24 protein-coding genes are annotated in these 25,256 nt (G+C 61.6%); 14 read left to right on the top strand and 10 right to left on the bottom strand.

Annotated features, from left to right (window positions below):
- The first annotated feature begins 4 nt into the window (after positions 1 to 4).
- The 7 genes from MRK42_RS07260 to MRK42_RS07290 all read left to right on the top strand — a co-directional run bounded on the left by MRK42_RS07260 (position 5) and on the right by MRK42_RS07290 (position 9,007).
- Complete coding sequence (locus MRK42_RS07260; RefSeq protein WP_354688995.1) at positions 5 to 3,949, top strand: amino acid adenylation domain-containing protein; 3,945 nt, start codon at positions 5 to 7, stop codon at positions 3,947 to 3,949.
- Positions 3,946 to 4,803, top strand: coding sequence for a hypothetical protein (locus MRK42_RS07265; RefSeq protein WP_354688996.1), 858 nt, complete (start codon positions 3,946 to 3,948; stop codon positions 4,801 to 4,803). The genes MRK42_RS07260 and MRK42_RS07265 overlap by 4 nt, the downstream gene beginning before the upstream one ends.
- Positions 4,804 to 5,038: 235 nt before the next feature.
- A complete protein-coding gene (gene pdhA / locus MRK42_RS07270) occupies positions 5,039 to 6,127 on the top strand; it encodes a pyruvate dehydrogenase (acetyl-transferring) E1 component subunit alpha (protein WP_216991987.1) in 1,089 nt (362 codons plus the stop codon).
- Complete coding sequence (locus tag MRK42_RS07275) at positions 6,120 to 7,103, top strand: alpha-ketoacid dehydrogenase subunit beta (protein WP_124239729.1); 984 nt, start codon at positions 6,120 to 6,122, stop codon at positions 7,101 to 7,103. Before pdhA ends, MRK42_RS07275 begins: the two co-directional genes overlap by 8 nt.
- The gene (locus MRK42_RS07280; protein ID WP_042025419.1) at positions 7,100 to 8,200 is read left to right on the top strand and encodes a dihydrolipoamide acetyltransferase family protein; all 1,101 of its coding nucleotides are present in this window, start codon (positions 7,100 to 7,102) and stop codon (positions 8,198 to 8,200) included. The genes MRK42_RS07275 and MRK42_RS07280 overlap by 4 nt, the downstream gene beginning before the upstream one ends.
- A gap of 206 nt (positions 8,201 to 8,406) precedes the next feature.
- On the top strand, positions 8,407 to 8,616 hold the full coding sequence (locus MRK42_RS07285) for a cold-shock protein (protein WP_005302803.1): 210 nt from the start codon (positions 8,407 to 8,409) through the stop codon (positions 8,614 to 8,616).
- Between the two features lie 91 nt (positions 8,617 to 8,707).
- The gene (locus MRK42_RS07290; RefSeq protein WP_354688997.1) at positions 8,708 to 9,007 is read left to right on the top strand and encodes a hypothetical protein; all 300 of its coding nucleotides are present in this window, start codon (positions 8,708 to 8,710) and stop codon (positions 9,005 to 9,007) included.
- Here the strand turns inward: MRK42_RS07290 and MRK42_RS07295 are convergent.
- Positions 8,994 to 9,242 carry a TIGR02647 family protein gene (locus tag MRK42_RS07295; RefSeq protein ID WP_026457400.1) on the bottom strand — a complete coding sequence of 83 codons (249 nt, stop codon included), beginning with the start codon at positions 9,240 to 9,242 and terminating at the stop codon, positions 8,994 to 8,996. The genes MRK42_RS07290 and MRK42_RS07295 overlap by 14 nt on opposite strands.
- Before the next feature lie 246 nt (positions 9,243 to 9,488).
- Here MRK42_RS07295 and MRK42_RS07300 point away from each other — a divergent pair, with 246 nt between their 5' ends.
- Positions 9,489 to 10,043, top strand: coding sequence for a hypothetical protein (locus MRK42_RS07300; RefSeq protein WP_342016996.1), 555 nt, complete (start codon positions 9,489 to 9,491; stop codon positions 10,041 to 10,043).
- A 155-nt stretch (positions 10,044 to 10,198) separates the two neighbouring features.
- Positions 10,199 to 10,591: a DUF2750 domain-containing protein gene (locus MRK42_RS07305; protein ID WP_026457402.1), complete on the top strand. Its 393-nt coding sequence runs from the start codon at positions 10,199 to 10,201 to the stop codon at positions 10,589 to 10,591.
- Between the two features lie 89 nt (positions 10,592 to 10,680).
- On the opposite strand, the gene MRK42_RS07310 is transcribed toward MRK42_RS07305, so the two are convergent.
- The 5 genes from MRK42_RS07310 to MRK42_RS07330 form a co-directional block, all read right to left on the bottom strand.
- A complete protein-coding gene (locus tag MRK42_RS07310; protein ID WP_354688998.1) occupies positions 10,681 to 12,531 on the bottom strand; it encodes an extracellular solute-binding protein in 1,851 nt (616 codons plus the stop codon).
- A 131-nt stretch (positions 12,532 to 12,662) separates the two neighbouring features.
- A complete protein-coding gene (locus MRK42_RS07315) occupies positions 12,663 to 13,556 on the bottom strand; it encodes an EamA family transporter (RefSeq protein ID WP_042025424.1) in 894 nt (297 codons plus the stop codon).
- Positions 13,557 to 13,696: 140 nt separating this feature from the next.
- Positions 13,697 to 14,443: a DNA-binding transcriptional regulator YciT gene (locus MRK42_RS07320; protein ID WP_042025426.1), complete on the bottom strand. Its 747-nt coding sequence runs from the start codon at positions 14,441 to 14,443 to the stop codon at positions 13,697 to 13,699.
- A 227-nt stretch (positions 14,444 to 14,670) separates the two neighbouring features.
- Entirely contained in the window at positions 14,671 to 17,103 is a 2,433-nt protein-coding gene (locus tag MRK42_RS07325) for a formate C-acetyltransferase/glycerol dehydratase family glycyl radical enzyme (RefSeq protein WP_338612065.1), read from the bottom strand.
- 45 nt (positions 17,104 to 17,148) lie between these two features.
- Positions 17,149 to 18,045: a glycyl-radical enzyme activating protein gene (locus tag MRK42_RS07330; RefSeq protein WP_026457585.1), complete on the bottom strand. Its 897-nt coding sequence runs from the start codon at positions 18,043 to 18,045 to the stop codon at positions 17,149 to 17,151.
- A gap of 129 nt (positions 18,046 to 18,174) precedes the next feature.
- Here MRK42_RS07330 and fsa point away from each other — a divergent pair, with 129 nt between their 5' ends.
- Both fsa and MRK42_RS07340 read left to right on the top strand, forming a co-directional pair.
- On the top strand, positions 18,175 to 18,828 hold the full coding sequence (gene fsa, locus MRK42_RS07335; protein WP_042071985.1) for a fructose-6-phosphate aldolase: 654 nt from the start codon (positions 18,175 to 18,177) through the stop codon (positions 18,826 to 18,828).
- Positions 18,829 to 18,930: 102 nt separating this feature from the next.
- The gene (locus MRK42_RS07340; RefSeq protein WP_026457583.1) at positions 18,931 to 19,110 is read left to right on the top strand and encodes a hypothetical protein; all 180 of its coding nucleotides are present in this window, start codon (positions 18,931 to 18,933) and stop codon (positions 19,108 to 19,110) included.
- Positions 19,111 to 19,125: 15 nt separating this feature from the next.
- On the opposite strand, the gene MRK42_RS07345 is transcribed toward MRK42_RS07340, so the two are convergent.
- On the bottom strand, positions 19,126 to 20,325 hold the full coding sequence (locus tag MRK42_RS07345) for an HD-GYP domain-containing protein (RefSeq protein WP_268854844.1): 1,200 nt from the start codon (positions 20,323 to 20,325) through the stop codon (positions 19,126 to 19,128).
- Positions 20,326 to 20,491: 166 nt separating this feature from the next.
- Between MRK42_RS07345 and rsuA the strand changes: the two genes are divergently transcribed.
- Positions 20,492 to 21,184, top strand: coding sequence for a 16S rRNA pseudouridine(516) synthase RsuA (gene rsuA / locus MRK42_RS07350; RefSeq protein WP_338612066.1), 693 nt, complete (start codon positions 20,492 to 20,494; stop codon positions 21,182 to 21,184).
- A 24-nt stretch (positions 21,185 to 21,208) separates the two neighbouring features.
- Here rsuA and MRK42_RS07355 read toward each other — a convergent pair whose 3' ends face one another.
- A complete protein-coding gene (locus tag MRK42_RS07355; RefSeq protein WP_338612067.1) occupies positions 21,209 to 22,105 on the bottom strand; it encodes a DMT family transporter in 897 nt (298 codons plus the stop codon).
- Between the two features lie 158 nt (positions 22,106 to 22,263).
- On the opposite strand from MRK42_RS07355, the gene MRK42_RS07360 reads away from it, so the two are divergent.
- Positions 22,264 to 23,901 (top strand): peptide ABC transporter substrate-binding protein, encoded by a 1,638-nt coding sequence (locus tag MRK42_RS07360; protein WP_338612068.1) that lies wholly within the window; start codon positions 22,264 to 22,266, stop codon positions 23,899 to 23,901.
- A 10-nt stretch (positions 23,902 to 23,911) separates the two neighbouring features.
- Positions 23,912 to 24,454, top strand: a complete 543-nt coding sequence (gene yfcE / locus MRK42_RS07365; protein WP_338612069.1) for a phosphodiesterase — start codon at positions 23,912 to 23,914, stop codon at positions 24,452 to 24,454.
- A 36-nt stretch (positions 24,455 to 24,490) separates the two neighbouring features.
- Here the strand turns inward: yfcE and MRK42_RS07370 are convergent, their stop codons facing one another.
- Complete coding sequence (locus MRK42_RS07370) at positions 24,491 to 24,907, bottom strand: flagellar protein FlgN (RefSeq protein WP_338612070.1); 417 nt, start codon at positions 24,905 to 24,907, stop codon at positions 24,491 to 24,493.
- Positions 24,904 to 25,224, bottom strand: a complete 321-nt coding sequence (flgM, locus tag MRK42_RS07375; protein ID WP_338612071.1) for a flagellar biosynthesis anti-sigma factor FlgM — start codon at positions 25,222 to 25,224, stop codon at positions 24,904 to 24,906. Before flgM ends, MRK42_RS07370 begins: the two co-directional genes overlap by 4 nt.
- Positions 25,225 to 25,256: the final 32 nt, after the last annotated feature.

A 25,256-nucleotide genomic window follows, 5' to 3' on the forward strand; every position in this document is an offset into this window, starting at 1 on the left:
TCCCATGGAACAGACAATGGCGATGCGTGCCCCGCACCAGGGCGGGGACAAGCCGCGCTGGCCACTCACCACGGCGCAGGCGGGCATCTGGTTTGCCCAGCAAAAGTACCCGGAGAGTTCGGCTTGCAACACGGGAGAGTACTGGCTGCTGGAGGGGGCGCTCGCCCCTCATCACTTCATCCGGGCGGTGCGTCAGACGCTCGATGAGATCCCCGGTCTGCACTGCGCCTTTGTGGCAACTGGGGAGGGCCCCTTTATGGAGGCCAACCCCGCCTGCTGGCAGATGGCAGAGCGGGATCTGCGCCGTGAGTCCGATCCGCTCGCAGCTGCGCAGGTAGAGATGGAAACCCTGTTGGCGACCCCCTTCAATCTGGCCGAGGGCCCGCTCTTTGCCACCTCCCTTTACCGCCTTGCCGACCGGCAGTGGGCCTGGCTTATCGCGGTGCACCATATCGCCATCGACGGTTTTGGCCTGCGCCTGATCTGCCAACGCGTGGCGCTCTGGTACGAAGAGCTCTGCCGCGGGGTACTGCCAGCCCCATGCCGTTATGCCACCCAGACCGAGCTGCTGGCTGAAGAGGCTGATTATCAGGCATCCCCCCGTGCCGCGCGGGATCTCGACTTCTTCGTGCAGCAGTTGGCTGGCGTGGAGAGCCCGGCGTCGCTCTCCCGTCGTCCGGTGCAGGGACCGGGAGACATCCATCGCCTCGAGCAGCGTTTGGCTGGCCGACTGTGGCAGGCGCTGGTGGCGCGGGCTGGCTGCTCTTCCTGCCATCCATACAGCCTCTTGCTGGCGGCGGTAGCCAGCTATGTACACCGGATGAGCGGTGCTGGCGAGGTAGTGCTGGGGATCCCCCTGATGGGGCGGCTGGGCTCACAGGCTGCCGATACCCCCTGTATGAAGGTCAATGTGCTGCCCCTTCACATCGAGGTGACAGGGGCAAGCCGGGTTGGCGAGCTGCTGGCGCAGGTAGAGCGGCAATTTGCCGCCCTGCGTCGCCATCAGGGTTGTCGTCAGGAGCATTTGCAGCAGCGTCAGCCCGGGCTGCCTCTCTTTGGCCCTCAGGTCAACCTGATGCCCTTTACCCGCACCCTGACTTTTGGCGAGGTACGCGGGGAGGTACGGGTACTGGCGGCGGGGCCGGTGGAAGAGTGCGCCTTTTACTTTGCCGAGGAAGCAGGCGACGTCACCCTGACCCTTGAGACCCATCAGGGGCGCTTCAGCCGTCAGGAGAGTGAGCGCCATCTGGCCCGTCTGGTGGCCTATCTGGCGGCCTGGAGTGATGCCGGTGATGACATTGAGACCGTGCGTCTACCGCTGCTGCTGGCCTGTGAGCAGGCCGAATTGGCACGCTGGAACGAGACCAAGCATTCGTTACCATCCACGACGCTGAGCGCCCTGCTAGGCGAGGGGTTGGCCGCGGCCAACCCCGCCGCCATCGCCCTTGAATGTAGTGAGGAGCGCTGGTTAGTGGCCGAGCTGCGCCAGCGCACTCGCCAGCTGGCCAGCTATCTGGTGGGGAGGGGGATAGGTCCCGGTTGCCGGGTGGCAGTGGTGATCCCCCGCTCGCCCGAGCTCATCTTGGCCCAGCAGGCCATCATGGCGGTGGGGGCCGTCTATGTGCCGGTCGATCCAGACTATCCGGCAGAGCGGATCGGCTACATTCTGGCGAGTAGCGAACCTGCGCTGTTATTGACTTGCCGAGCCCTGGCCATGTCGATGGCGCCCGATATACCTGCCGTCTGCCTTGATGCACCGGAGGTGGCGAAGACGCTGGCGGCGGTGGCTCCTTGCACCTTGCCGGCCCCCAAACCAGAAGATGCCGCCTACATCATCTACACCTCGGGTTCGACCGGCCGCCCCAAGGGGGTGGTGGTGAGCCACGCCGCCATCGTCAACCGACTGCTCTGGATGCAACATATGTATCCCATCGGTCCAGCGGATCGAGTGCTGCAAAAGACGCCGGCCGGTTTTGATGTCTCCATCTGGGAGTTCTTCTGGCCTGTTATGATGGGGGCGCGATTGGTGCTCGCCAAACCGGGTGGTCACAAGGATCCCGCGTATCTTGCCGCGCTTATCGAGCAGGCGGGGATCACCACCTTGCACTTCGTTCCCTCCATGTTGCAGATCTTCGTCGGTCAGGCCGAGCCCAAGCGTTGCCGCACCTTGCGCCAGATCTTCTGCTCCGGCGAGGCGCTGCCGGCCGATTTGGTGCAGCGCTGGTATGGCGCTTTTGCCGCGCCCCTGCACAACCTCTATGGCCCGACCGAGGCGGCAGTGGATGTCACCTGGTACCCTTGCCGTGCGGATGAGGAGGTGACCAGCGTGCCCATCGGCTATCCGGTCTGGAATACCTGTATCCATATTCTCGATCCCTGGCTGCAGCCAGTGCCACCCGGTGTAGCGGGAGAGCTCTGGATAGGGGGCGTACAGGTGGCAGAAGGCTATTTCGGACAGCCTGAGCTTACCGCCGAGCGTTTCATTGCCAACCCCTTCGGGGCGGGGCGTTTCTATCGAAGCGGCGATCTGGCCGCCTGGCGGGAGGATGGCGCCATCGAGTATCTGGGGCGCCTCGATTTTCAGGTGAAGATCCGCGGTCAGCGCATCGAGCTGGAGGAGATTGAGCTGGTGTTGCTGCAACATCCCCGCGTGGCACAGGCAGTGGTACTGGCCCCCGAGTGTGCCCAAGGCGATCGCCGCCTGGTGGCCTATGTGGTGGCCGCCGATGAGGGGGAGTTGACGCTGGCAGAGCTGACGCCAGCGCTCAGCGCAGTGCTACCCGACTACATGGTGCCGGGGCTGCTGGTGACGCTGGCCGAGCTGCCGCTCACTCCCAACGGCAAGCTGGATCGCAAGGCATTGCCGCTGCCAGATCTTGCTACCGCAGTTGGCCAGCAGTTGCCGCGAACCCTGCTGGAGGAGCGGCTCTGCCGTCTCTTTGCCGAGGTGCTGGGGCTGGTGCGGGTCGGCGCCGGGGATAACTTCTTTGCCCTCGGCGGCCACTCTCTGCTGGCGGCGCAACTGGTGGTGCGCATTGAAGAGGCGCTCGGCCAGACGCTTTCCCTGGCCAGCCTGTTCGAAACACCTAGCCCCGCCCAGTTGGCACGGCATCTTGGCGGCGAGCGTGAGACGATGCCCATGTTGTTGCCACTCAGGGGGCGCAGGGAGGAGGCGGGGCTATCCGGTCCAACCCTTTTCTGTGTCCATCCCGCCGGTGGCCTTGGCTGGTGTTATGCCTCGCTGGTGGCCCATCTGCCTACCAGCATGGCGGTCTATGCCCTGCAGGCCCGGGCCCTCTGCCAGCCGGATGCCCCTTTGCCCGCCACATTCGATGAGCTGGCGCTTGACTATGTGACCGAGCTGCGCCGCCATCAGAGCGAGGGGCCTTACTGGCTGCTTGGCTGGTCGCTGGGGGGCATGCTGGTTCACAGGATGGCGGCCATGCTGCAAGAGCAGGGGCAGGAGGTGGCCATGGTGTTGCTGCTCGATGCCTATCCCTGTCACCAGTGGCACACCCGGCCGCTGCCCGACGAGCAGCACATGCTCGATGCTCTGCTGCGGATGGGAGGCATTGTCGTGTCGGACGCGGTGCTGGGTTCCCTCACTCGTGAAGAGGTGGTTGCCCGGTTGGGGGAAGAAGGAAGTGCGCTGGCCATGCTCGATGAGCAAGTGGTGAGCGCCATGATCGGGCTGATTGACCACAATAACCGGCTGATCCGCCAGCCTGTCAACTATTGCTATCACGGAGAGGTGATCTTTATCGAGGCGTTGGGCTCCCGTCAGCCCTGGCTGGATGGCCGTGGCTGGGAGACCCTGACGCGAGGGACGATCCACTATCAAAGCTTCCCGTGTCTGCATCAGGAGATGGTGCATCCTGACTGGCTGGCGAAGATAGGTGAGCTTGTCTGCAAGCGCCTTCAGGCAGCAGAGCGGGAGGTGCAGTCGTGACCCCGGTCGCAGCCATCAGGGAAGCGCTGCTGGCAGGCAAGCTGGTGGGGCTTGGGGAGCCGCACTGGCACCCCGCATTTATCAGGCGCCAGCACGCCTGGCTTTGCGATCCGATGCTCTGGGGGGTGATGACGGATCTGGTGCTTGAGTGCGGCAACCGCCGCCATCAGGGTTTGCTCGACGCCTGGCTGGCGGGAGCAGATGGCTGGCAGGGAGAGCCGCTCACGCTGGAGAGCCTCTATCCGGTCTGGCTGGACTCCAGCGCTTTCACCGCCTGGATGCCCCCCGAGTTTCCAGCCCTCTTCGCTGCCTTGCGCCAGAGCAATCTGGCGCGTCCTGCGCAACTGAGGTTGCGGGTTCATCTGTGCGAGCCGCCATTCGAGTGGCAGGAGCTGACTCCCGAGGCGTGGCAATATCACAACAGGGGGCGGGATCAAGCGATGGCCGACTGTATCGCCGGGTTGCCCGAGCGCGGTGTGGTGGTGTTGGCGGGAGCGCGCCATCTGCTCAAGGCGGCGGGTGATCCCCATTTCTCGCAGCCAAGCCTTGGTCAGCTGCTGGAGATGGTCAATCCGGGGCGATTGCATGTGCTTTACCCCTGGCTCACTTCAGCTCCGATGGGGGAGAGCGTCAGCGAGGTGGACGGGCTTACTACGGCCGAGCTCTTTCCTCACTGGCCGGTCCAACTTCCCCTCGACTCACTTATCGATCAACGGGTCTGGGTCGCAGGCGCCGAACGGCAGATACAGATTTGTCCGATCCTGCAGACAGAACCCTGGCGAAGCAGGTTGCGTGCCCGGGTTCCCTTGTTGCCTCCGAGAATGGCTAGCCAGCTGACACGCTGGCTGGATTGATACCAGGGAGTTCGACTCCCTTTTGGGTGTATTGGCGTTCTGTATCAGCCCCAGAAAACCTGCACCATTTACGGCATCACGCCACCTCTTTCGACGAAAATTCAATTTATTTACTATTTCAAAGAAGTTTCTACTGGTCTTACCTGGCTGATTCCCTTTGCTTTTTCATTAACATGATATTTACATTTGAAATGTCACCACTCCCGGTGGCGTTCTCAACGGCAAGGAGCCAGTTATGACCCATGTCGACATCCCTTTCCTTCGTTACCTCGATGCGGAAGGGGGCCAGGTTGCTAACCTGCCGACCTGGCTGGACAAGGCGATACTGCACACCTTCTACCGCAACATGGTGATGGTGCGCAGCTATGACAAGAAAGCGATCGCACTGCAGCGAACCGGCAAGCTCGGTACATTCCCCTCCCATCTCGGGGCGGAGGCGGTCGGCGTCGGCATTGGTCTTGCCATGCAGCCGCAGGATGTCTATGTGCCCTACTACCGGGATATGCCCACCCTCTACGTGCGGGGCGTGCCCATGGAGAAGAACCTGCAGTATTGGGGAGGGGACGAGCGGGGCAGCTATTTTCTCAAGGCTGACGGCACTCCCTCGGAGGATCTGCCCATCTGCGTACCTATCGCCACCCAGATCACCCATGCCTGCGGCATTGCCGCTGCGTTCAAGCTGCGCAACCAGCCCAGGGTTGCCGTGGTCACCATCGGCGATGGCGGCACCTCCAAGGGGGACTTTCTGGAGGGGCTGAACTGCGCCGGCGTCTGGCATCTACCCATGGTCATCATCATCAACAACAACCAGTGGGCCATCTCGGTGCCCCGCAAGTTGCAGTCGAGCGCCCCGACCCTGGCCCAGAAAGGAATTGGGGCCGGAGTGCGCAGCCTGCAGGTCGATGGCAACGATGTGGTCGCTGTCTACGATGCCGCTCGCAGCGCCATCGAGCGGGCTCGCACCGGCAAGGGGCCGACCCTGATCGAGGCGGTGAGTTATCGCCTCGGGGATCACACCACCGCCGATGATGCCACTCGCTATCGTGACGGGGCTGAAGTTGAGGCCGCCTGGGCCCGCGAGCCGGTCAAACGGCTGCGCCAGTTCATGCACAGCCAAGGGTGGTGGGATGAACAGCAGGAGCAGGCGTTGCTGGCCGAGGCGAGCCAGGAGGTGGAGCAGGCGGTGGCACGCTACGAGGCGATGCAACCCCAACCACCGGAGGCGCTGCTTGATTATCACTACGCCGAACTGCCCGCCGAGCTGTTGCCCCAGCGCGAGCGGATCATTGCCAAGGGGATGAAGCGGGAGGCTGGCCATGAGTGAGATGAGTCTGCTGGAAGCGGTCAATATGGCCCTTCACTACGAGATGGAACATGACCCTGACGTGGTGGTGCTGGGGGAGGATGTGGGGGTCAATGGCGGGGTGTTTCGCGCTACTGTGGGCCTTCGCGACAAGTTCGGTTTCAAGCGGGTGATAGATACGCCACTGGCCGAGGGGCTGATCGCCGGGGTGGCGGTCGGCATGGCGACCCAGGGACTCAAGCCGGTGGCCGAGTTCCAGTTTCAGGGGTTTATCTTCCCCGGCATGGAGCAGATCATCTGCCAGGCGGCCCGAATGCGCAACCGTACGCGCGGCCGACTCTCCTGTCCCATCGTTTATCGTTCACCCTATGGTGCCGGCATCCACTCACCCGAGCACCACAGCGAGAGCGTCGAGGCGCTGTTTGCCCATATTCCGGGGCTGCGGGTGGTTATCCCCTCCAGCCCACGGCGCGCCTACGGCCTGCTGCTCTCGGCCATCCGCGATCCGGATCCCGTGATGTTCTTCGAGCCAGATCGCATCTATCGCTCCATGAAGTCCGACGTGGTGGATGATGGCATCGGCCTGCCACTGGATGTCTGTTTTACCCTGAGGCCCGGGCGGGATATCACGATCGTCGCCTGGGGTGCCTGCATTCAGGAGGTGATGCGGGCGGCGAATCTGCTGGCCGAGCAGGATATCCAGTGTGAGGTACTAGATCTGGCTACCATCAAGCCGCTGGACATGGAGACGATCCTGGCTTCGGTGCGCAAGACCGGTCGCCTGCTGGTGGTGCATGAGGCGTGTGGCAGTTTTGGCGTGGGCGCCGAGATCGTGGCACGCGCGACCGAGCAGGCATTGACCTCCCTCAAGGCGCCACCAAAGCGCCTGACCGGGGTGGATGCGGCCGTGCCCTACTATCGCAACGAAGAGTATTACCTCATCACCGAGCAGGATATCGCGGATGCGGCTCACCAGCTGATGGAGAACTGGTCATGAAATTTTTCAAATTACCGGATTTGGGCGAAGGACTGGCCGAGGCCGAGATTGTTGAGTGGAAGGTGAAGGTCGGCGATACCGTGGCGGTCGATCAGGTGTTGCTCTCGGTCGAAACGGCCAAGGCGCTGGTGGACGTCCCCTCGCCAGTGGCGGGGGTGATCGCCCGCCTGTGTGGTGAGGAGGGGGATATCCTCCATATCGGCGCCCCGCTGGTGGAATTTGAAGGGGGCGAGGATGACGGCACAGTGGTGGGCAAGGTGAGCGCCCATCAGCATCATATCGAGGATCACTTCGTGGTGGGGGCCATTGCGCCCGGCGGCACTCTGGTGCGGGCCATGCCTGCGGTGCGCCTGCTGGCCCAGAAATTGGGGCTGGATATCGAGCGACTCAAGGGGAGCGGCAATGCCGGCATGGTGACCGAGCAGGATGTGCAGGCGGCCTTCGAAGCGATGCAGGGCAGTGGCAACGAATTTCTCAAGGGATCGCGCCGGGCCATGGCCAAGGCGATGGAGATTTCCCATCAGACGGTGGTGCCGGTCAGCATCACCGACGAGGTGGATTTGCGTCACTGGCGAGCCGATGAAGACGTGACGGTACGTCTCATCAAGGCCATCGGCGTGGCCTGTCGTGCCGAGCCCTCCATGAACGCCTGGTTCGATGGTGAGACCCTGTCAAGGCGGCTGTTCAACGAGGTCAATGTGGCCATTGCGGTGGATTCCAGACATGGGCTCTATGTGCCCGTGATGGAGAACGTAGCCGAGCGGGAAGGGGCCGACATCCGCCAAGGGCTGGATCGGATGATAGCCGACGTGAAGGCCCGTGCTGTGCCGCGCGAGATGCTGCAGGGGGCGACCATCACGCTGACCAACTTTGGCGCCATCGCGGGTCGCTACGCCAGCCCCATAGTGACGCCGCCCCAGGTGGCCATCATAGGGGCCGGGAAATTGTTCGAAAAAGTGGTCTTCATTCACGGGGAGGCCAGGCCGGTTCGGGCACTGCCTTTGTCGATGACGTTTGACCACAGAGCCTGCACCGGTGGTGAGGCGGCACGCTTCCTAAAAACCCTGGTACAAGCACTGGAAGCGCCGAGTCTGTAAACGATTGTGCCCTGCTCCCGCAGGGCACAAATTTGTTTGCGTAATCTACAAAGCCACGTATAATCCTATCCAGCTTGAAAGGGCGATAGTTATGTCAATGAATTTGATGTTTTACATCTTTTCCTGTTGTTCATAAGTTAATCCCGTTTTTTGAGCTTTACCCGCTGAAAAGCATAAGTAATTATTTTGAATACAGGTTTAAAGATATGTCTAACATGATCACCGGTACCGTTAAGTTTTTCAACGAAACCAAAGGTTTTGGCTTCATCCAGCAAGAAAACGGCCCGGACGTTTTCGTTCACTTCAGCGCCATTCAAGGTAACGGTTTCCGTACCCTGGCTGAAGGTCAGCGCGTACAGTTCTCTGTGACCCAAGGTCAAAAAGGCCCGCAGGCTGAGAACGTAACTGCTCTGTAATCTTACAGAATTTAAGAAAGCCGTGGTGCCTCAGGTACCACGGCTTTTTGTTTATCTGGAGCCCGTCAGGGCTCAGGACGCGGGTTGAATCATGCTGTTGCCACTGCTGACCCTTGCTACCTCCATGTCGACACCGGAAGTGCCGGTACAAGCTGCCATGCAGGCACAAAGCGTCTGCCAGCAATTCGTGGCGGCGCGTCTGGGCAGTGATCGCCAGCCTGACGAGATACAGGCCCGGCCTCTGCCTGGCAAGGAAGGGGAGTGGCTGGTGGACGGCAAAGTAAAAGGACCCGAAGGTCCTTTGCTGTTTGCCTGTCACCTGCATCAGGGACGGCGTTGGAAATTGCTGAATTTTTCGCTCTGGGCACCGCAACCCGTCAAACAGGCTTGAGCGCGACCAGCAGGTGCTGCAGATGCTCCACCATGGTCATGCCAAACGGGGTGAGATAGCCGCCATCTTCCGCGCTGATGAGTCCCTGCTGATGCAGGCGAGCCGCCGCCTGGCACAGCTCCTCGGACATATCGCTGCGCAACTTGATCCCCAGGCTCATGTTGGCTGGATCAAAGCAAGCCAGTATCTTCAACTGGTTTATCACGTCATCCGAAATCTGATCGATACCAATCATGGATCCACTCCTTACGCTAAAGATGTAAGCAAACTAGCATCCCTGTCGCCACTTTAGTGGGCGCTGGCTCAAATTATTGCGCTTTGCAGGGGGCGTATGGGGTGAATGCTGTTTTTTTGGTCGTTATCAAGTACTTGGCGTTCGGTTTATCGAAAGGTTTGGGCCGTACAAACATGATAGGATAGGTCACTCCTTTTATATCGGACGGTCCGTCGGCGACTGTTCGCTCGGTTCAAGGTATCGTCCATGGTCAAGATCACTCTGGTATCCCTGCTGCATTCACTATCTGCCCGTTTTCCCGTCTATCAGACGTCATTGCTGACATCCCTGCTGGACTCCTGCCAGGGGGAGGTATGGCTGCCCGCTCGCAACGGGAACGATGTCGCCCAGCTGCGCAAGCACGCCAAAGGAGCGTCAGCTGGTGAGCTGGTCTCCCTCGATGCGGGCTGGTGCGACTTTGCCACTGGCGCTAGTGGGGCCACGGCAGAGCTCGATGCCCTGGCCAACTATGATGCCGAAATGATGGACAACCTCCTGATGTATTGGCACAGCGCCGCCAAGATCAACAGTCCCATCACCGACAACCTGTTCGAACTGCGCCGCGAGGTGGTGGATGAAGCCCATGGCACCAAGCTGGCGCAGGCCTGGCAACAGCAGCAGCAACAGCGTTTCGAGCAGCTGATGGCCGCGGCGGCCAGTGGCCGTGATCAGCTTTGCTTTGTGGAAGTCGAATCCGCCTACTGGCTGCGCCAGAAGCTGAGCGAAGTGGCGGAGATCGAGCTGGTGACTCCTGAATTTTGACAAAATTCCCAGGCAGTTGCCGCTATGTGGCGTGCTTCTGCCCTATTCTTGTGGGCGTCGCAACCCCTCATTCGGTGCCGGGGGCGGCGAGCTGGACAAGCTGACCACAAGATGTGAACATGGCGCCCTTTTATCGAGAGAGAGAGACCTGGCCGATGAGCTATGAACTGAGCGACACCGAGCGCAATGCCGCGCTGCAACTGAATGCCGACTACCGATACGATCACTTCATCAGCAAGCTGGTCGAGCATGAAGAGCTCTACGTGCTGACCGATGAGCACGGCGTCATGATGCTGACCACCGACGATGAAGACTGCATCCCGGTATGGCCGCACCCCGAGTATGCCAAGGCGTGGGCCGAAGGCGAGTGGGCCGATTGCAAGCCACAGTCCATCACCCTGAAGGTGTGGCTGGAGCGCTGGATCGACGGCATGGAGCAGGACGAGCTGTGTGTCGCCGTGTTCCCGACTCCGGATCAGGAAGGTATCGTGCTGGAGCCGGCCGACGTGGCCGACGCCATCGCCCAGAAGCAGGCCAAGCGCGGCTAAGCGACGGCGACCTGTCCCCGCAACCGGTCAGTTGCAATAACAAGACCCCGCCAATGAGCGGGGTCTTTTGTTGGGGGGGAGAGGGGCGGTCAAGGCTGCAGGTAGGTTTTGTCTATTCGCATGACCGGGGGGAATGTCTGGCCACGTTTGAGGGCCGCCTTCGTCTCGGTTTTCAGGGCCTCGTCAATCCACAGCAAACCGCCGTAACTGTAGCCACTGTTGCCCCCGTCCAGGGGCCAGTAGAGCAGTTCGCTCTTGGGCGTGGCGGGCACCTTGGGCAGTTTTATCCAGCGCCAGGCCCCTTCCCGGGTATAGGGCACCTGATAGGCGGGTACGAAGCTGGCCAGCTCATAGAGCCGCTGCTGGATCTGCCGTGACAGCGCCGCCTTTTTGGCGAAGTCGAACTCCTTGTCGTACTGCTCCACCAGGGCTGTGATGGCGTCGTCATTTATGTTCATGATGTTGTTGGTCTGCGGCTTGTTGGCGTTGACCTTGTGGAAATATTCCCAGTAGGCGGGATAGCGGCTGGTACTCCAGCCCATCCAGGCACTCTGGTGTTTCTTCTCCAGCATGGATTTGAAGCCGGCCGAGGCATCCATCAGGTTGAGCTCGAGATTGAGCCCCGCCTTTTTCGCCTCTTCGCGCAGCAGGGTCAGGCGCTGGGCATGTTCCGCCGTGGTGTAGGTGATGGTCAGGGTCAGCGGTTGTCCCTTGTCATCCTGCAAGATCCCGTTTGGCCCCGCCTTGCTGAAGCCTGCTTTGGCAAAGTATTCCCGGGCGAATTTGGGGTCGAAGGGGCGCGCCTTGATCTCGGTATTGGTAAAATCCCCCTGGCCCGAGCCGTAGCTGTTGAGACGCTGATAATCTCCTCGCAGCAGGGTGCTGAGCATCTTGTCGAGGTTGAGGGCGTACTGGATGCCGAGACGCACGTTGAGATCTCGCAGCAAGGGATCCGCCGTGTTGAGGTAGAGCCCCATGGGAGATTGCGGGGTCTGGTTATAGAACCAGGTCCGCTCGATATAGCCCTTCTCGAACTCGGCCGTTTTGGTCTTGTCGTGCCACCAGTTGGGCATGGTCAGGCCAAAGGTGTCGAGATCGCCGCGCAGAAAGTGCTGCCAGGCGATGTTCTGATCCCGCAGTACCTTGATCTCAATCCTGTCCGGGTTGAAGCGGTGCTGAAAGTAGCGCTCCTCATCTCCCCACCAATCCTTGACCCGCTCCAGGGTGATGGACTTGCCTTTTTTCACCTCGCCGATCCGGTAGGCGCCGGTGACCGGCAAGACCTTCCAGTTGTACTCTTTGACCCAGTTGGCGGTGAGCTTGATGGCGTGGCTCGGTACCGGGGTGAAGGGCAGGGAGTCCAGCAGATCTTGCCGGCTCTTCTCGCTGCCGCTGGTGATGGCCAGGGTATGATCATCAAATTTGGTGACGTCGGTTATCTGGGTGCTGTAGTAGTTGTTGTACCAAGGGTCGTTGATCTCCTTGCTGCGCAGCATCTTGAGGGCGAACAGCCAGTCATCGGCGGTGACCGGCTTGCCGTCCGACCAGCGCGCCTTGGGGTTGATGCGAAAATAGAGGGTCTTGTTGTCGGGTCCGAAGGCCCACTCATTGGCCAGCAGCGGCATGGGGTTGCCGGTCAGCGGATGGGTACCGAGCAGGGGCAGGTTGGTCTCCCTGACATAGCCGGCAAAGCCGCCATTGGAGTCGGGTCCGTAGACGCGCAGGGTGAGCGGGAAACTGGTCATGAAAGTGTGGAAGGTGCCGCCTCGTTTGGCCGCCGGATCCCCATAGACGGGATCCGTGTTGTTGCTCTCCCACGTGAGATCGGTCGGCAGGGCGCCGCTCCAGCCAAACTGGCTCCAGCACAGGGTCAGGGTGATGGCGGTGGCGCGGATCAGATGGGGGAAGGCACGCCCCCCGGCGGCGATGGTCGATGGCATATCCTTGCTCTCCTGTTGGTGGCTGCATCCTGCAGGTCACTCATGGGTGACACCACTCCCGAAGGGGATTGGGCCATCATGGAAATTTTCCCCGGGCGGGTCAATGGTCAGAGGCAAATAACGCGAAGCAATCAAGGGGTTGGCTGTGGCCTCAACCAGCGCAGCCGTCCCCCCAGCAGATGCACCACGAAGCCGAGCAGCACCAGGGCCGAGCCCAGCCACTGCAAGGGGGTGGGGTGTTCGTCCAGCAACAGGGCCGCCGCCACCATGCCGACGCAGGGCACCAGCAGGGAGAGGGGAGCCACCTGCGCCACCGGGTAGCGCATCAGCAGCCGCCCCCACAGGCCGTAGCCAAGCCAGGTGGCGATCAGCGAGAGGTAAAGCACGCAGAGTACGCCCTGCCAGCTGATGTGTTGCAGGCTGCTCGTGATGCGTTCGGGCCCCTCGAACAACCAGGAGAGGGCGAGAAACGGCACAATGGGCACCAGGCCACCCCAGGCGATGAGGCTCGGCAGGGCGGCTTGATAGCGCAGACCAATCTGGCGATTGATCACGTTGCCAAGGCCCCAGCAGGCTGCGGCGCAGAGGGTCAGGGCAAAGCCGAGCAGGGTCAGGTTACCCGCCCCCTGGGTCGCGATAAGGTAGAGCCCGGCACCTGCCAGCGGCAGGGCAACCCAGTGGTGGGGTTGCCAGCGCTCCCCCAGCCAGAACATGGCAAACAACAGGGTGAAGAGCACCTGGGATTGCAGCACCAGGGAGGCCATGCCCGCCGGCATGCCGAATTTCATGGCGCAAAACAGGAAGGCAAACTGGCCCAGGCTGATGGTGCCGCCATAGGCGAGCAACCAGCGCCAGGGGAGAGCGGGTCTTGGTACCAGCAAGATGGCGGGGAAGACAACGCCGATAAAGCGCAGCGCCCCCAGCAGCAGTGGCGGGATCCCCTCCAGCCCCCACTTGATCACCACGAAGTTGAGCCCCCAGCAGAGGATGACCAGGGCGGCCAGACATTTATCCTTGATGTGCATCTTGGGTCCTTGTGCAAGAGACGCCGCCCACAGGTGGTCTGCCTGCGGACGGAGCAAGGGGTTGAGCATACTCCGGGCTGGGTGGCGGGCGTCAAGTCATCCGGCTGCGCGGGACGCCGGGGTTGGCCTGATTAGCGGCTTCAGGCCGTGACGCAGTGCAGGGTGAGGCCGCGCGCCGCGAGCGCCGCCCGCATGGGGGCAGGCAGGGCATCGTCGGTGACCAGCACACCGATCTCGCCGGGTTTGCCGAGGGGGCTCGGGTGAATGGCACCAAACTTGCTGCTGTCGGTGATGACCACATTGGTCACTCCCTTGGCCAGCACGCTGTTGACCACGTCGGCCCGCATCATGTCCCGGCTGGTGAATCCCACCTCGGGGTGAAAGCCATCGACCCCGATAAAGGCTTTGGAGAAGTGCACCTGCTCGATGCAAAGGCGGGTCAAAGGGCCCACCACGCTCTCGCTCTGGTGCTGGAACAGGCCGCCGAGCAGCACTACCTGGGCCTGGGTGTCTTTGAGCAGGTGGGCGATGTAGCTGCTGATGGTGATGATGGTGACCCGCTTGTGCAGGGCCAGGTGACGAGCCAGCAGGGCGTTGGCACTGCCCCCCTCGATAAAGACCGTCTCGCCATCTTCCACCAGCTGGGCCGCCCGCTCGGCGAGGCGCTCTTTGAGCAGATAGTTGATGTTCATCCGGGCGTCCGGGTCATCGCTTTCCAGCGCCATGGCTGAGCCATGCACCCGCTTGAGCAGACCCTGTTTTTCCAGGGCGGTGAGATCGTTGCGCACCGTGACTTCCGACACGCCGGTATGTTGCGCCAGCTCGGCGACGCTCATCTTGCGGGCCTGATGGACCAGGGTGAGGATCTGTTGGTGGCGTGGGTTCATGGGGGCTCGCATACAAAAATCTGTGATGGCAGGAGCGCTTGGCGCCTGCCGCTAACATGGGCCCGGCCTCATCGATGTGCCTTGAAGCAGCGACATATGAGCCAGGCGGGCAATCATAACATCTTGCCCTCTGTCCGTGGAGCCGGGATGGCCAGGACAGGGGCATGGTACAGGTGGCGTGCACCTCTGCCAAAAAAGCGGGAGGGCATGGGCCCTCCCGTCCGTTGTCAGAGGCTGTGTTCGGTGCGGGCGATGATGTCGTCCTGGGCATCCGGAGAGAGGGCCGTAAAGAAGGCCGAGTAACCGGCCACCCGCACCACCAGATCCCGGTATTGATCCGGGTTGGCCTTGGCCGCCAGCAGGGTCTCCCGCGAGACGATGTTGTACTGCACGTGCCACCCCTTGTGCACCTCGAAGAAGGTGCGCAGCAGGCTCATCAGCTTGGCCTTGTCCCGTTCGTTCTCAAGGCTCGCCGGGCTCAGCTTCTGGTTGAGCAGCACGCCGCCGAGGATGGCCTGGGTGGGCAGCTTGCCGATGGAGTTGAACACCGCCGTGGGGCCGAGGCGATCCGAACCCGACGCAGGGCTTGCCCCCTCCGCCAGCGGGGTGCGGGCATGACGGCCATCCGGGGTGGCCATGGTGGCTGCGCCAAAGGGGACGTTGGCCGAGATGGAAGAGGTGCCGGCATAGTAGGTGCCGCCGATGGGGCCGCGGCCGAAACGGGTGTTGTGCAACCCCTTGAGCTCGTCGATGTAGCTTTGGTAGGCCTGTACCAGCAGCAGATCCACCTCGTCCAGATCGTTGCCGTATTTGGGGGCCGCGTTGGTGAGGCGCTGGCGCAGCTGCTCGCCGGCGAGCCCCGCAAAGTCCTGTTCCAGCGCATTGGCCAGCTCGCGTTGATCCACCATGCCCTGTTCGAACACCAGTTTCTTCAGCGCCGCCAGGCTGTTGCCCAGATTCGCGATCCCCACCTGCAGGCCGGAGACCCAGTCATAGACTGCCCCCCCCTCCTTGATGGTCTTGCCGCGCTCGATGCAGTCATCCACCAGGGTGCTGCAGAGGATGTCGTGAGCTTGCGCTTCCAGCACGCTGTCGACCACGCAGTCGATCTCGATGGACTTGCGGGTGAAGTAGCGCACCTGCTCGTCCCAGCGGGCCATCACCTCGTCAAAGTTGCTAAATGATCCTTCTCGCAGCGACTGCGGCTGGGGCAGGAAGATCTTACCCGTGGTGGCATCGCGGCCGCCATCCAGTGCAGCCAGCAGGATGCGAGCGAAGTTGATGAAGCTCATGCCGGTGCAGCGATAGCCCCACTTGCCGGGCACCGCGGTCTCGATGCAGCCTATGGCGGCGTAGTTGTGGGCATCCTCCACGCTCACGCCGAGCTTGATGAATTCGGGGATCACCACCTCGTCGTTGTTGAAGGCGGGCATGCCAAAGCCGCAGCGGATCACCTGGATGCAGGCATCGAGGAAATCCTCGCTCATGCCGGCATGGTAGCGCACCGAGAGGTTGGGCTGGGTGGAGCGCAACTGGCCGCAGGATTCGAGGATGGCGTAGGAGAGGCCGTTGACCGCGTCATGGGCCTGGCCATCTCGCCAGATCTGGCCGCCAATCGTCACGTTCTGATAGAGCGGGCTGCCGGCGGAGGCCTTGGAGTGGGTGCCGGAACGGATCTTGTTCACCTCCAGCAGTTTCAGCCAGCAGCCCTGCAGCAGCTCGATGGCGTGCTCGCGCGGCAGGGATTCTGACAGCTCCACTTCGCGGCGATACCAGGGGTAGAGGTACTGGTCCATCCGGCCAAACGAGACCGAGTGGCCGTTGGATTCAATTTGCAGGATGAGCTGGATGAAGTAACACAGCTGCAGCGCCTGCCAGAAAGTCTCGGGAGGCTGGTGGGCGATATGGGCGCAGTTGAGCGATATGCTCTGCAGCTCGTCACGGCGCTCGGCGCACAATTCCTGCTCCGCCATGCCGCGAGCCAGGGTCGCGTAGCGCTCGATGTGGTTGCTCACTGCATCGAGGGTGATGGCAACGGCCTGCAAAAACTGCTCGCGCTGCAGATCCGCCCAGTCAGCCAGATCCAGCCGGCCGCGTCGCTCGGCCACCTTGGCCTTGAACCCATCAAGCCCCAGGGTGAGCAGCTCCTCGTAGTTGACCGCGAGGTGAGCATCTCCCGAAGTCATGTTGCCCTCGGCCTTGATGATGCCGCTCTCCAGCAGCGCTTTTTGCTCGTCGGTAAAGAGGCCGTAGCAGCGATCCTGTACCGTTTGGCCACGCCAGAAAGGGGTGAGGGCGTGGATAGCCTCCTTGTCCTCTTCGCTCACCGCAAAGCCGGCACCGGGCCTGTCTGCCAGCTCGTCGATCTCCTTCTCAATCCAGCTGACCGTGTACTCGGGAAAGAGCGGCGCGGCCCGCACCTGGCTTGCCTGGTTGCCGACGATGAGCTCGTCGTGCCTGATCCAGATGGTACGCTCCTTGAGGTGGTGGGCCAACGCCAGGGCGCGGCGCACCGGTAGCGGGCGGGCAAGGTAAGCCTGGTAGGCTTGTGTGTAGTGGCGGACCCGCTCGGTGCAGACCGGTGGCTGGACTATGTGGATCAGGCTCTCTTTGTGGGCGCGGATCCGCGGGGTGAGGGTGGTGAGGTCGAGCTGGGTCATGATCTTATCCTCTGGTGGGTCTGTGTCTGCGTCATGGTGGTGTGCCTATCCCCGGGTGATGGGGGTCAGCCCCCGTTGCCGGGCGCAATCATGGGCAAAGGCGAGCAATTCGGGGGCATCCAGGGGTTGGCTGGGGGCCTGATAGGGCTGATCCAGCAGGGCATATTTGCCCATTCCCAAGGTGTGGTAGGGGAGAAAGTGGATCTCCTGCACGCTACCAAGGCTCGCGGCGGTGTCGACGATGGCCGCGATGCTGGCCTCGTCGGCGTTGAAACCGGGAACAAGTGGCACCCGGATCTGCATGGGAATACCGGTTTCGGCGAGGCGTTTGAGGTTATCCTGCACCCGTGCCACCTTGCCGAGGGTCCACTCGAAGAAACGCGCCTGGTCGACGTGTTTGAGGTCGGCCAGCACCAGATCCAGGTGGGGAAGGCTCGGCTCAATCTGGTGCCAGGGTACGTGCAGGCAGGTCTCCACCGCGGTATGCAATCCCTCCTGTTTGCAGCGGGCCAGCAGGGCGGCTGCGAAGTCGGGCTGCATAAAGGGCTCGCCACCGGAGAGAGTGACGCCACCGCCGCTGCGCTCGAAGAAGGGGCGATCCCGCAAGATGGTAGCCATGAGGCTCTCCAGGCTCTCTTCCCGGCCGCACACCTGCAGCGCCTCGCTTGGGCAGAGATCGCGCAGTCGTTCTACGTCCTGCTTAGCGAGGGCGGCACGATCCAGCTGAATGCCCCGGGTGTCACGCAAGATTGCCGGACAGGCCTGGCTGCAGAGCTGGCATCCCTCGATGCATTGGCGCCGGTCGAGTAGGATGTCCGGTCTGGGAGAGCGGCTTTCCGGGTTTTGACACCAGCGACAGGCCAGGGAACACCCCTTGAGAAACACCAGGGTGCGAATGCCGGGGCCATCGTGAGTCGAGTAACGTTGCAGGTCGAAAATCATACCGCCTCCTTTTGTTTTTATTTTATTTGCTTTCGTTCGAAAGTTGATTTGATTTTGATCAAGAGTTTTGTGGATGTTTTATCGCTAGAATGACGGCAGATTGAACACCCCAACCTAAAGGAGTCAGAGATGGAGTTGTATCTCGATACCGCCGATGTGGCCGCGGTGCGCCGTTGGTCACGGATCCTGCCGCTGGCTGGCGTCACCACCAATCCTTCCATCACCGCTGCCGGTGGCATGCCGCTGCCCGAGTTGCTGCCCGCTCTGCGCGAGGTGCTGGGGCCCAAGGGGCGGCTGTTTGCCCAGGTGATGGCCAAGAGCGAGACCGAGATGGTGCGCGAGGCGTTTGCGTTGCGGGAGCTGGATCGGGATCTGGTGGTCAAGATCCCGGTTTGCGAAGAGGGGTTAGCCGCCATCAAGACCCTGACGGCCAATGGGGTGCCGACCCTGGGGACTGCCGTCTATACCCCGTTGCAGGGTTGGCTGGCGGCGGTGGCCGGGGCCGAGTACGTGGCGCCCTATGTCAACCGGCTGGATGCCCAGGGGGGCGATGGCATCGCCACTGTGCAGGAGCTGCAGCAACTGCTGGCGCTGCACGCCCCCAAGAGCAAGGTGCTGGCGGCTTCCTTCCGCACCCCGCGTCAGGCCCTTGACTGTTTGCTGGCGGGTTGCCAGTCCATCACTCTGCCGCTCGACGTGGCGGAACAACTGCTCAATGTGCCGGCGGTGGACGCGGCGCTGGTCAAATTTGATCAGGATTGGCAGCGCGCCTTCGGCCGCTGAATCGAAAAGGAGTGACGGGGGAGGGGACGTGTCGCCGGCCGACTAGACTGGAAGAAGGTGGCCAATCTGGATGACCACCATCGGGTTTGTCGGAGGTATCCCATGAGCGATCATCTGCTTCTCCCCCATGGCGAGGATCTGCGCCGGGCGGTGCGCTGGCTCAGCGAGCATCACGAATACGATATTGCCGCGATTGAAGAGGTCAGCTTGCGCTTTGATCTCTCGCCGCTGGATGAGGAGTTTCTGATCCAGCACTGGCTCGGCAGCCAGCGCCAGTCCTGACAAGCCGGGGGAACGTCAGAAGAAGTTGGCGAGGTTGATGCCGTACTCTTTCGGATCGACCGTGCTTTCGATGCTCTCCTGCACGTTGCTTTTGGCCAGATCCAGCCACTGCACCTCAAGGTAGTGGCGCTGGGTGGCATGATAGATCACCTTGACCACCGGCTTGAGCGGCTGCTGTTCGTTGCGCTGCATCACGATGGCCAGCCGCTGGTTCGAGAGCATGACCAGGGTACCCACCGGATAGACTCCCATGCATTTGATGAACTTGGTGACCAGCTCGGCATCAAAGTGCTGGTTGATCCCCTTGAGCAGGATGCGAAACGCCTGGGTCGGCTGCATACCGGTTTTATAAACCCGATCAGCGGTAATGGCATCGTACACATCGACGATGCAGCTCATGCGGGTATGGAGGGAGAGTTGATCCCCCTTCAGCTTGCGGGGATAGCCGCTGCCATCGAGCCGCTCGTGGTGATTGGCGGCCACCTCCAGCATGGTGGCCGTGATGCCCTTGGTATTTTTCAGGATGCCGTAGCTGTGCACCACGTGCTGGCGCATGATGGCGAACTCTTCGTCGGTCAATTTCCCCGGTTTGTGCAGCACCTCGTCCGGGGTCATGATCTTGCCCACGTCGTGCAGCAGCCCCCCCAGGGTCAACTCCTTCAAAACGCTGCGCTCCAGCCCCAGATAGCGGCCGAAGTTGGCCAGCAGGATGGCCACGTTCATGGAGTGTTCCATCAGGTAGGCATCCTTGGCGCGGATGCGAGCCAGGCAGAGCATGGCATCACCGTGAGTGAACATGGTGTCTACCATCTCCTCGGCCACTTCCGCCAGCGGCGTGATGTCGATGGGCTCACCTGCCTTGAGATGGCGGATGAACTTGCCCTGCAGTTCGCGGGCCTCCTGATAGAGGCGACGGATCTTTAGCTCCCGTCCTTCACCGCTGCCGCGAAGATGGCGCTCGCCGTGGGCGGTACTGGTGCCGGGATCCGGTGCAGCAAGGGCGTCGCTGTCGGCACTGCCCAGTTTGCTGCGGGCCAGATCGATACGCACCGTCAGTACCCCCAGTTGGATCAGATGGTCGATTTGGGCCTGGTTACTCACCAGTCCCATCTGGGCAATCTCCATCCCGCCAGTCTGACTGGCGATGGCGATGACATACATGCCGGGTTTGAGTTTGTTGACGGGGATGACGGGATAGGATGCTTGAGACTTCATGGTGCTTCCTGACTTTTATTATTATGGGGTTGTGCCAATGAACCGCACCGTTGCAGTGTACCATCGGATAATGGCTTCGTCACAATTGCGCACGCCTTAACGGTGGCGTTGTCGCCCCTGCCCGATATAATGACGCCCCTTTCGTTGTTGGACTCCGAGGTTGTGAATGCGGCTTGATAAATTTATTTGCGATTGTTCCGATTTGACCCGCTCGCTGGCGGGCAAATTGATCCGCCAGGGAGAGGTGATGGTGGACGGTATTGTGGTCAAGCAGCCTGCCTTCCACATCAATGAAGAGAGCCAGATTGAGTTCGACGGTGTCACCCTGACCCTGGATCGGCGCAACCGCTACTTCATGCTGCACAAGCCGGAAGGCTATGTTTGCTCCAACGACGATCCGGATCACTCGACCGTGTTCTTCCTGATGGATGAACCCGCCATGGGCAAGCTGCACGTAGTGGGTCGCCTTGACCTCGATACTACAGGCCTGGTGCTGGTGACCGACGATGGTCAATGGTCCCATCGCATCACCTCGCCGCGCCACGAGTGTGCCAAGACCTATCACGTCTGGTTGGCCGATCCGGTGAGCCCGGATGCCATCGCGCTGTTTGCCGAAGGGGTGTTGCTGCGCAGCGAGACCGAGAAAACCCGCCCTGCCCAGCTGGAAATTCTGGGTGAGTGCGAAGCACGTCTGACCATCCACGAAGGCAAATACCATCAGGTGAAGCGGATGTTTGCCGCCATCGGCAACAAGGTGGTCGGCTTGCACCGGGAGCGAGTTGGCAGCCTGCAACTGGATGATGACCTGGCTCCCGGTGAATACCGTGAATTGACCGCCGACGAGATCGCCCTGTTCTGATCCCGCCGCGTCAAGTCTCGGGCGTCAGAGCGTACTGACGCCCAGCACCAGCGCCGTGCCCAAGGTGGCCAGCAGGGCGCCGCCCCAGGCAGCCGCAGAGGGGCGTTCCCCCGAGTGCCACCAGAGCAGCGGCAACAGGATGACAGGGGTGGTGGAGGAGAGAATGGCGACCATGCCGACCTCTCCTTCACGCAATGCCACCAGGATCAAGGTCATCCCGAGGGCCATCGCCAGAAAGCCGTTGACGGTGATCATGCCGAGGATCCGCGGCGTGACGGGCTTGAGGGGCATGACCAGGGGCAGGCGCACCAGCCGCAGGGCGCAGTGGGCCAGCAGAGCGCTGCCCATCCTGATCCCGGAGGCACTCACGGCGTCCACCTCGCCACTCATCATCACCGGCTTGGCAATGATGGCCCCCACGCTCTGGCAGAGGGCGGCAGTCAGGCCAAGGCCAATGCCCACGGCCAGGCTGCCGCGGATCTGCTCCCATGCGCTGCTCGAACGTCGCCCGAACAGGATCGCCAGCATTACCCCGCTAAATACCAGCAAGGCCCCCAGCAGTCGCCAGCCGGTGAGCTGCTCGTTGAACAGCCACAGGCCAAGCAGGGCGGAGAAGAGCGCATGGCAGGAGAACAGCAGACCGCTGCGTCTGGGGCCCAGCCGGTTCATGCAGGCGAACAGGGCGGTATCCCCGATGAAGATGCCGACCAGCCCGGAGAGTGCCAGCAAGGGGAGGGTGGAGGTCGACAGCGTCTGCCAGCCACCGGTGAAGAGGCTCATGGTACCGAGCATCAAGGTGACCAGGAACATGCGCCAGCGGCTGTAGGCAAATGCCCCCAGATGGCGGGCCGGTGTGACCGAAATCAGGGCGGCCACGGCCCACAAACTGGCCGAAGCGAGAGCCAGCCATTCATACCCCATAAAAAAACTCCTGAAAAAATTAACCCGAAAGACTCCATCTCTCGGGCAAGCCCGATACAATACGGGGCGTTTTCGGGGATAACAAGGGCGGCATCAGGCATTCATCAGGCGCGCCGTCGGCCTTCCCCCCTGCAGGTGGTTTATTCGAGGTTGTTGTAATGCGGTATGGTCTTTCCCCCGGGCTGGCACGACGCTGGCTCTCTCCCTTCCTGATTGGTGTGTTGAGCGGACCGCTGGCACACGCTACTCCGGTTGAGCAGCAGCCTCAGCTTTCCGATAGGCAGACCCTGGTCAAGGGCAATGGTGCCGAACCCGAATCACTCGACCCTGCCCAGGTGCGCTCCGGCTTTCCCGGCGAAGTGGTGCTGGTGGATTTGTTCGAGGGGCTGGTCAATGAAGATGGCCAGGGCAGGATAGTGCCCGCTCAGGCCCAGCGCTGGGAGACCAGTGACGATGGTCTGGTGTGGCGCTTCTTCCTGCGCCCTCAGCTCAAGTGGTCCAACGGCGAGCCGCTGGTCGCCCGGGATTTTGTCTACGCCTGGCGGCGGTTGCTGGATCCGGCGCAAGGTTCCCCTTCCGCGGGCCTTTTGCTGGCGACCGGCATCAACAATGCCCAGTCCATCTACGCCGGCGCGCTTGAGCCCGACATGCTGGGGGTGGAGGCTGAGAGCGATCAGATCCTCAAGGTGACGCTGGAACGTCCCGTGCCCTACTTCCTGCAGCTCATCAGCCAGCGCCCCTTCGTGCCGGTCAACGAGAAGGCCATCGCCAGCTTTGGCAAGCAGTGGACCCAGCCCGGCAAGCTGGTCAGCAACGGCGCCTACAAGCTCGAGAGCTGGGTGCCCAACGAACGGCTCGAGGCGCAGCGCAATCCCCACTATTGGGATGATGCCCATACCCGCATCCAGCGAGTGACCTATTTGCCGCTCGCCTCCCAGCATGCGGAGCGGCTGCGCTACGAGGCGGGGGAGATCCAGCTCACCAACAAGGTGGCGCTCGAGTATTACCAGAAGATCAAGCAGGCTACCCCCGAGCGGATTTGGGGTCTGCCGCTGCTGGGTACTTATCTCTATACCTTCAACCTGCGTCGCCCTGAGCTGCAGGATGTACGGGTGCGCCAGGCGCTCTCGATGGCCATCGATCGCACTCTGTTGACCGACAAGGTGAGCGGCCAGGGCGAGCAGCCTGCCTGGTCTCTGCTACCCCAGATGCCGGGGTATGACGCCCTGCATCCGGCGCAGGCGTCACTGGATCAACCGACCCGGCTGGCCAAAGCCACCGAACTGCTGGCCGAGGCCGGTTACAGCAGCGCCCGTCCCCTCAAACTTACCCTGACTTACAACACCTCGGAGAACCACAAGAAGCTGGCTCTGGCGGTCGCCGCCATGTGGAAGCCACTGGGGGTAGAGGTGACGCTCAACAACATGGAGTGGGCGGCCTATCAGGTGGCGAAGGACAGCGGTGACTTCATGGTGGTGCGCTCCTTCCTGTTCGGTGATTACGTGGAGCCTTCTGCCATGCTCAACAGCTTCCGCTGCCAGGACGTGCGTAACGAGAGCGGTTACTGCAATCCCGACTTTGATCTTTTGCTGGAGCAGGCGGCCAATACCCTGGGGGCGTCGAGCCGGCGCGCGCTCTATCAGCATGCCGAGCAGTTGCTGGTCGACGAGGTGCCCGTCATACCCGTCTACCACTACAATCAGATGCGTCTGGTCGATCCCGCCTTGCGCGGATTGCCGAGCCAGAATCTGAAGGGGGCGATTGCCACCAAGGATCTCTATTTCAGCCCGCAGTGAGGAGCATTTCATGAAACTTGCCATTATTTCCGACATCCACGGCAGTATCATCGCCCTGGAGCGGGTGCTGACCCAGCTCGAACCCTGGCAGCCGGATCACTATCTGCTGCTGGGTGATCTGCTCAACCATGGGCCGCGCAATCCGGTACCGGAAGGGTATAACCCGGCCGCGGTTGCCGATCGGCTCAACGGCCTGGCACCGCAGATCCTGGCCGTCAGAGGTAACTGTGATTCGGAAGTGGATCAGATGCTGCTGCGTTTTCCCATTACCGCCCCCTACAACCAGTTGCTGGTCGATGAGCGGCGCTGGTTTGTCAGCCACGGTCATCTCTATCATCCCGATGACATCGCCTTGCCGGCGGGCAGTCTGTTTCTGAGCGGCCATACCCATGTGCCCGTGCTGGAGTGGCAGGGGGAGCGCATCTTGATGAATCCGGGGTCTATCTGTTTTCCGCGCGGCGACTTGCCGGCCAGTTATGGCCGTTATGACGCTGGCGTACTGACGGTCAACGCCTGTACAGACGGAAGGGAATTGCTGAGACTGGCTCTCTAGCCGAGCGGGAGAAATACAAAAGGCCTGATGGGGAGATCAGGCCTTGATACCGTAGGAGCGGGTCCCGGAGCGGGTATTGCCCTTGGCGTCATAAGTGAGGCTGTTGCGATCACGCAGCTGGCTCAAGAAGCCGGCTAGGCGGCGATTCGATACGATGCTGAGTTCGAGCAGGCGACCATTGATGTCATTCTGGCTCTGGCAGGCATCCAGTTTTTCCCGCAGCTGTACCATCTGGTCTGGATAGGCAGCCAGCTGCTGCGCCAGATCAGGCAAGGCTGCCAGGGTCTTGTCCAGCGCCTCGATGGCAGTCAGCAGCTGCTGTTTGCGCTCGCTCAGCTCAGGCAGGGCCAGTGCCTGGTGCTGTTTGAGCAGGTTGAACTCCTCTTCCAGAATGCCTTGCATCCGGGTGAGGTAGTCATCCTGAGTGTGCAGTAACGAAGGCAGGTCCATCATCCCAGCATTTTATCCAGGTTGGTTTCGAAGCTGAACATCTTGCGGGCAACCGCTTCGTTGTTGACCTGGTACTCGCCACTGGCAACGGCCTTTTTCAGGCGTTCGACTTTGCTCTCATTGCCGGTCGAGGCGGCATTGAGGTTTTGTTGCATCTTTTGCAATTGCTGGGCCTCGTTGGTCAGGGAGACAGAATCCTGTCTGACCGCCGTGGACTTGCTGTCGGGGGAAGAGGCAACCGATTTGTTGCCTGTTCCCTGGCTGTTACCGGTATTTTGCAACCGATTGTTCGCCAAGTTGTTGATATTGTTGATGGCCATTTTGATTACCTTCGTCTGCTTTAAGGTTCGCT

Origin of the sequence: Aeromonas sp. 19NY04SH05-1 (assembly GCF_040581895.1) — a bacterium.
GTDB classification, from domain to species: Bacteria; Pseudomonadota; Gammaproteobacteria; order Enterobacterales; family Aeromonadaceae; genus Aeromonas; species Aeromonas enteropelogenes.

Coding starts and splice junctions, on each gene's coding strand:
- MRK42_RS07260 (WP_354688995.1), top strand. CDS start 5: ATGGAACAGACAATGGCGATGCGTGCCCCGCACCAGGGCGGGGACAAG.
- pdhA (WP_216991987.1), top strand. CDS start 5,039: ATGACCCATGTCGACATCCCTTTCCTTCGTTACCTCGATGCGGAAGGG.
- MRK42_RS07275 (WP_124239729.1), top strand. CDS start 6,120: ATGAGTGAGATGAGTCTGCTGGAAGCGGTCAATATGGCCCTTCACTAC.
- MRK42_RS07280 (WP_042025419.1), top strand. CDS start 7,100: ATGAAATTTTTCAAATTACCGGATTTGGGCGAAGGACTGGCCGAGGCC.
- MRK42_RS07285 (WP_005302803.1), top strand. CDS start 8,407: ATGTCTAACATGATCACCGGTACCGTTAAGTTTTTCAACGAAACCAAA.
- MRK42_RS07290 (WP_354688997.1), top strand. CDS start 8,708: ATGCTGTTGCCACTGCTGACCCTTGCTACCTCCATGTCGACACCGGAA.
- MRK42_RS07295 (WP_026457400.1), bottom strand. CDS start 9,242: ATGATTGGTATCGATCAGATTTCGGATGACGTGATAAACCAGTTGAAG.
- MRK42_RS07300 (WP_342016996.1), top strand. CDS start 9,489: ATGGTCAAGATCACTCTGGTATCCCTGCTGCATTCACTATCTGCCCGT.
- MRK42_RS07305 (WP_026457402.1), top strand. CDS start 10,199: ATGAGCTATGAACTGAGCGACACCGAGCGCAATGCCGCGCTGCAACTG.
- MRK42_RS07310 (WP_354688998.1), bottom strand. CDS start 12,531: ATGCCATCGACCATCGCCGCCGGGGGGCGTGCCTTCCCCCATCTGATC.
- MRK42_RS07315 (WP_042025424.1), bottom strand. CDS start 13,556: ATGCACATCAAGGATAAATGTCTGGCCGCCCTGGTCATCCTCTGCTGG.
- MRK42_RS07320 (WP_042025426.1), bottom strand. CDS start 14,443: ATGAACCCACGCCACCAACAGATCCTCACCCTGGTCCATCAGGCCCGC.
- MRK42_RS07325 (WP_338612065.1), bottom strand. CDS start 17,103: ATGACCCAGCTCGACCTCACCACCCTCACCCCGCGGATCCGCGCCCAC.
- MRK42_RS07330 (WP_026457585.1), bottom strand. CDS start 18,045: ATGATTTTCGACCTGCAACGTTACTCGACTCACGATGGCCCCGGCATT.
- fsa (WP_042071985.1), top strand. CDS start 18,175: ATGGAGTTGTATCTCGATACCGCCGATGTGGCCGCGGTGCGCCGTTGG.
- MRK42_RS07340 (WP_026457583.1), top strand. CDS start 18,931: ATGAGCGATCATCTGCTTCTCCCCCATGGCGAGGATCTGCGCCGGGCG.
- MRK42_RS07345 (WP_268854844.1), bottom strand. CDS start 20,325: ATGAAGTCTCAAGCATCCTATCCCGTCATCCCCGTCAACAAACTCAAA.
- rsuA (WP_338612066.1), top strand. CDS start 20,492: ATGCGGCTTGATAAATTTATTTGCGATTGTTCCGATTTGACCCGCTCG.
- MRK42_RS07355 (WP_338612067.1), bottom strand. CDS start 22,105: ATGGGGTATGAATGGCTGGCTCTCGCTTCGGCCAGTTTGTGGGCCGTG.
- MRK42_RS07360 (WP_338612068.1), top strand. CDS start 22,264: ATGCGGTATGGTCTTTCCCCCGGGCTGGCACGACGCTGGCTCTCTCCC.
- yfcE (WP_338612069.1), top strand. CDS start 23,912: ATGAAACTTGCCATTATTTCCGACATCCACGGCAGTATCATCGCCCTG.
- MRK42_RS07370 (WP_338612070.1), bottom strand. CDS start 24,907: ATGATGGACCTGCCTTCGTTACTGCACACTCAGGATGACTACCTCACC.
- flgM (WP_338612071.1), bottom strand. CDS start 25,224: ATGGCCATCAACAATATCAACAACTTGGCGAACAATCGGTTGCAAAAT.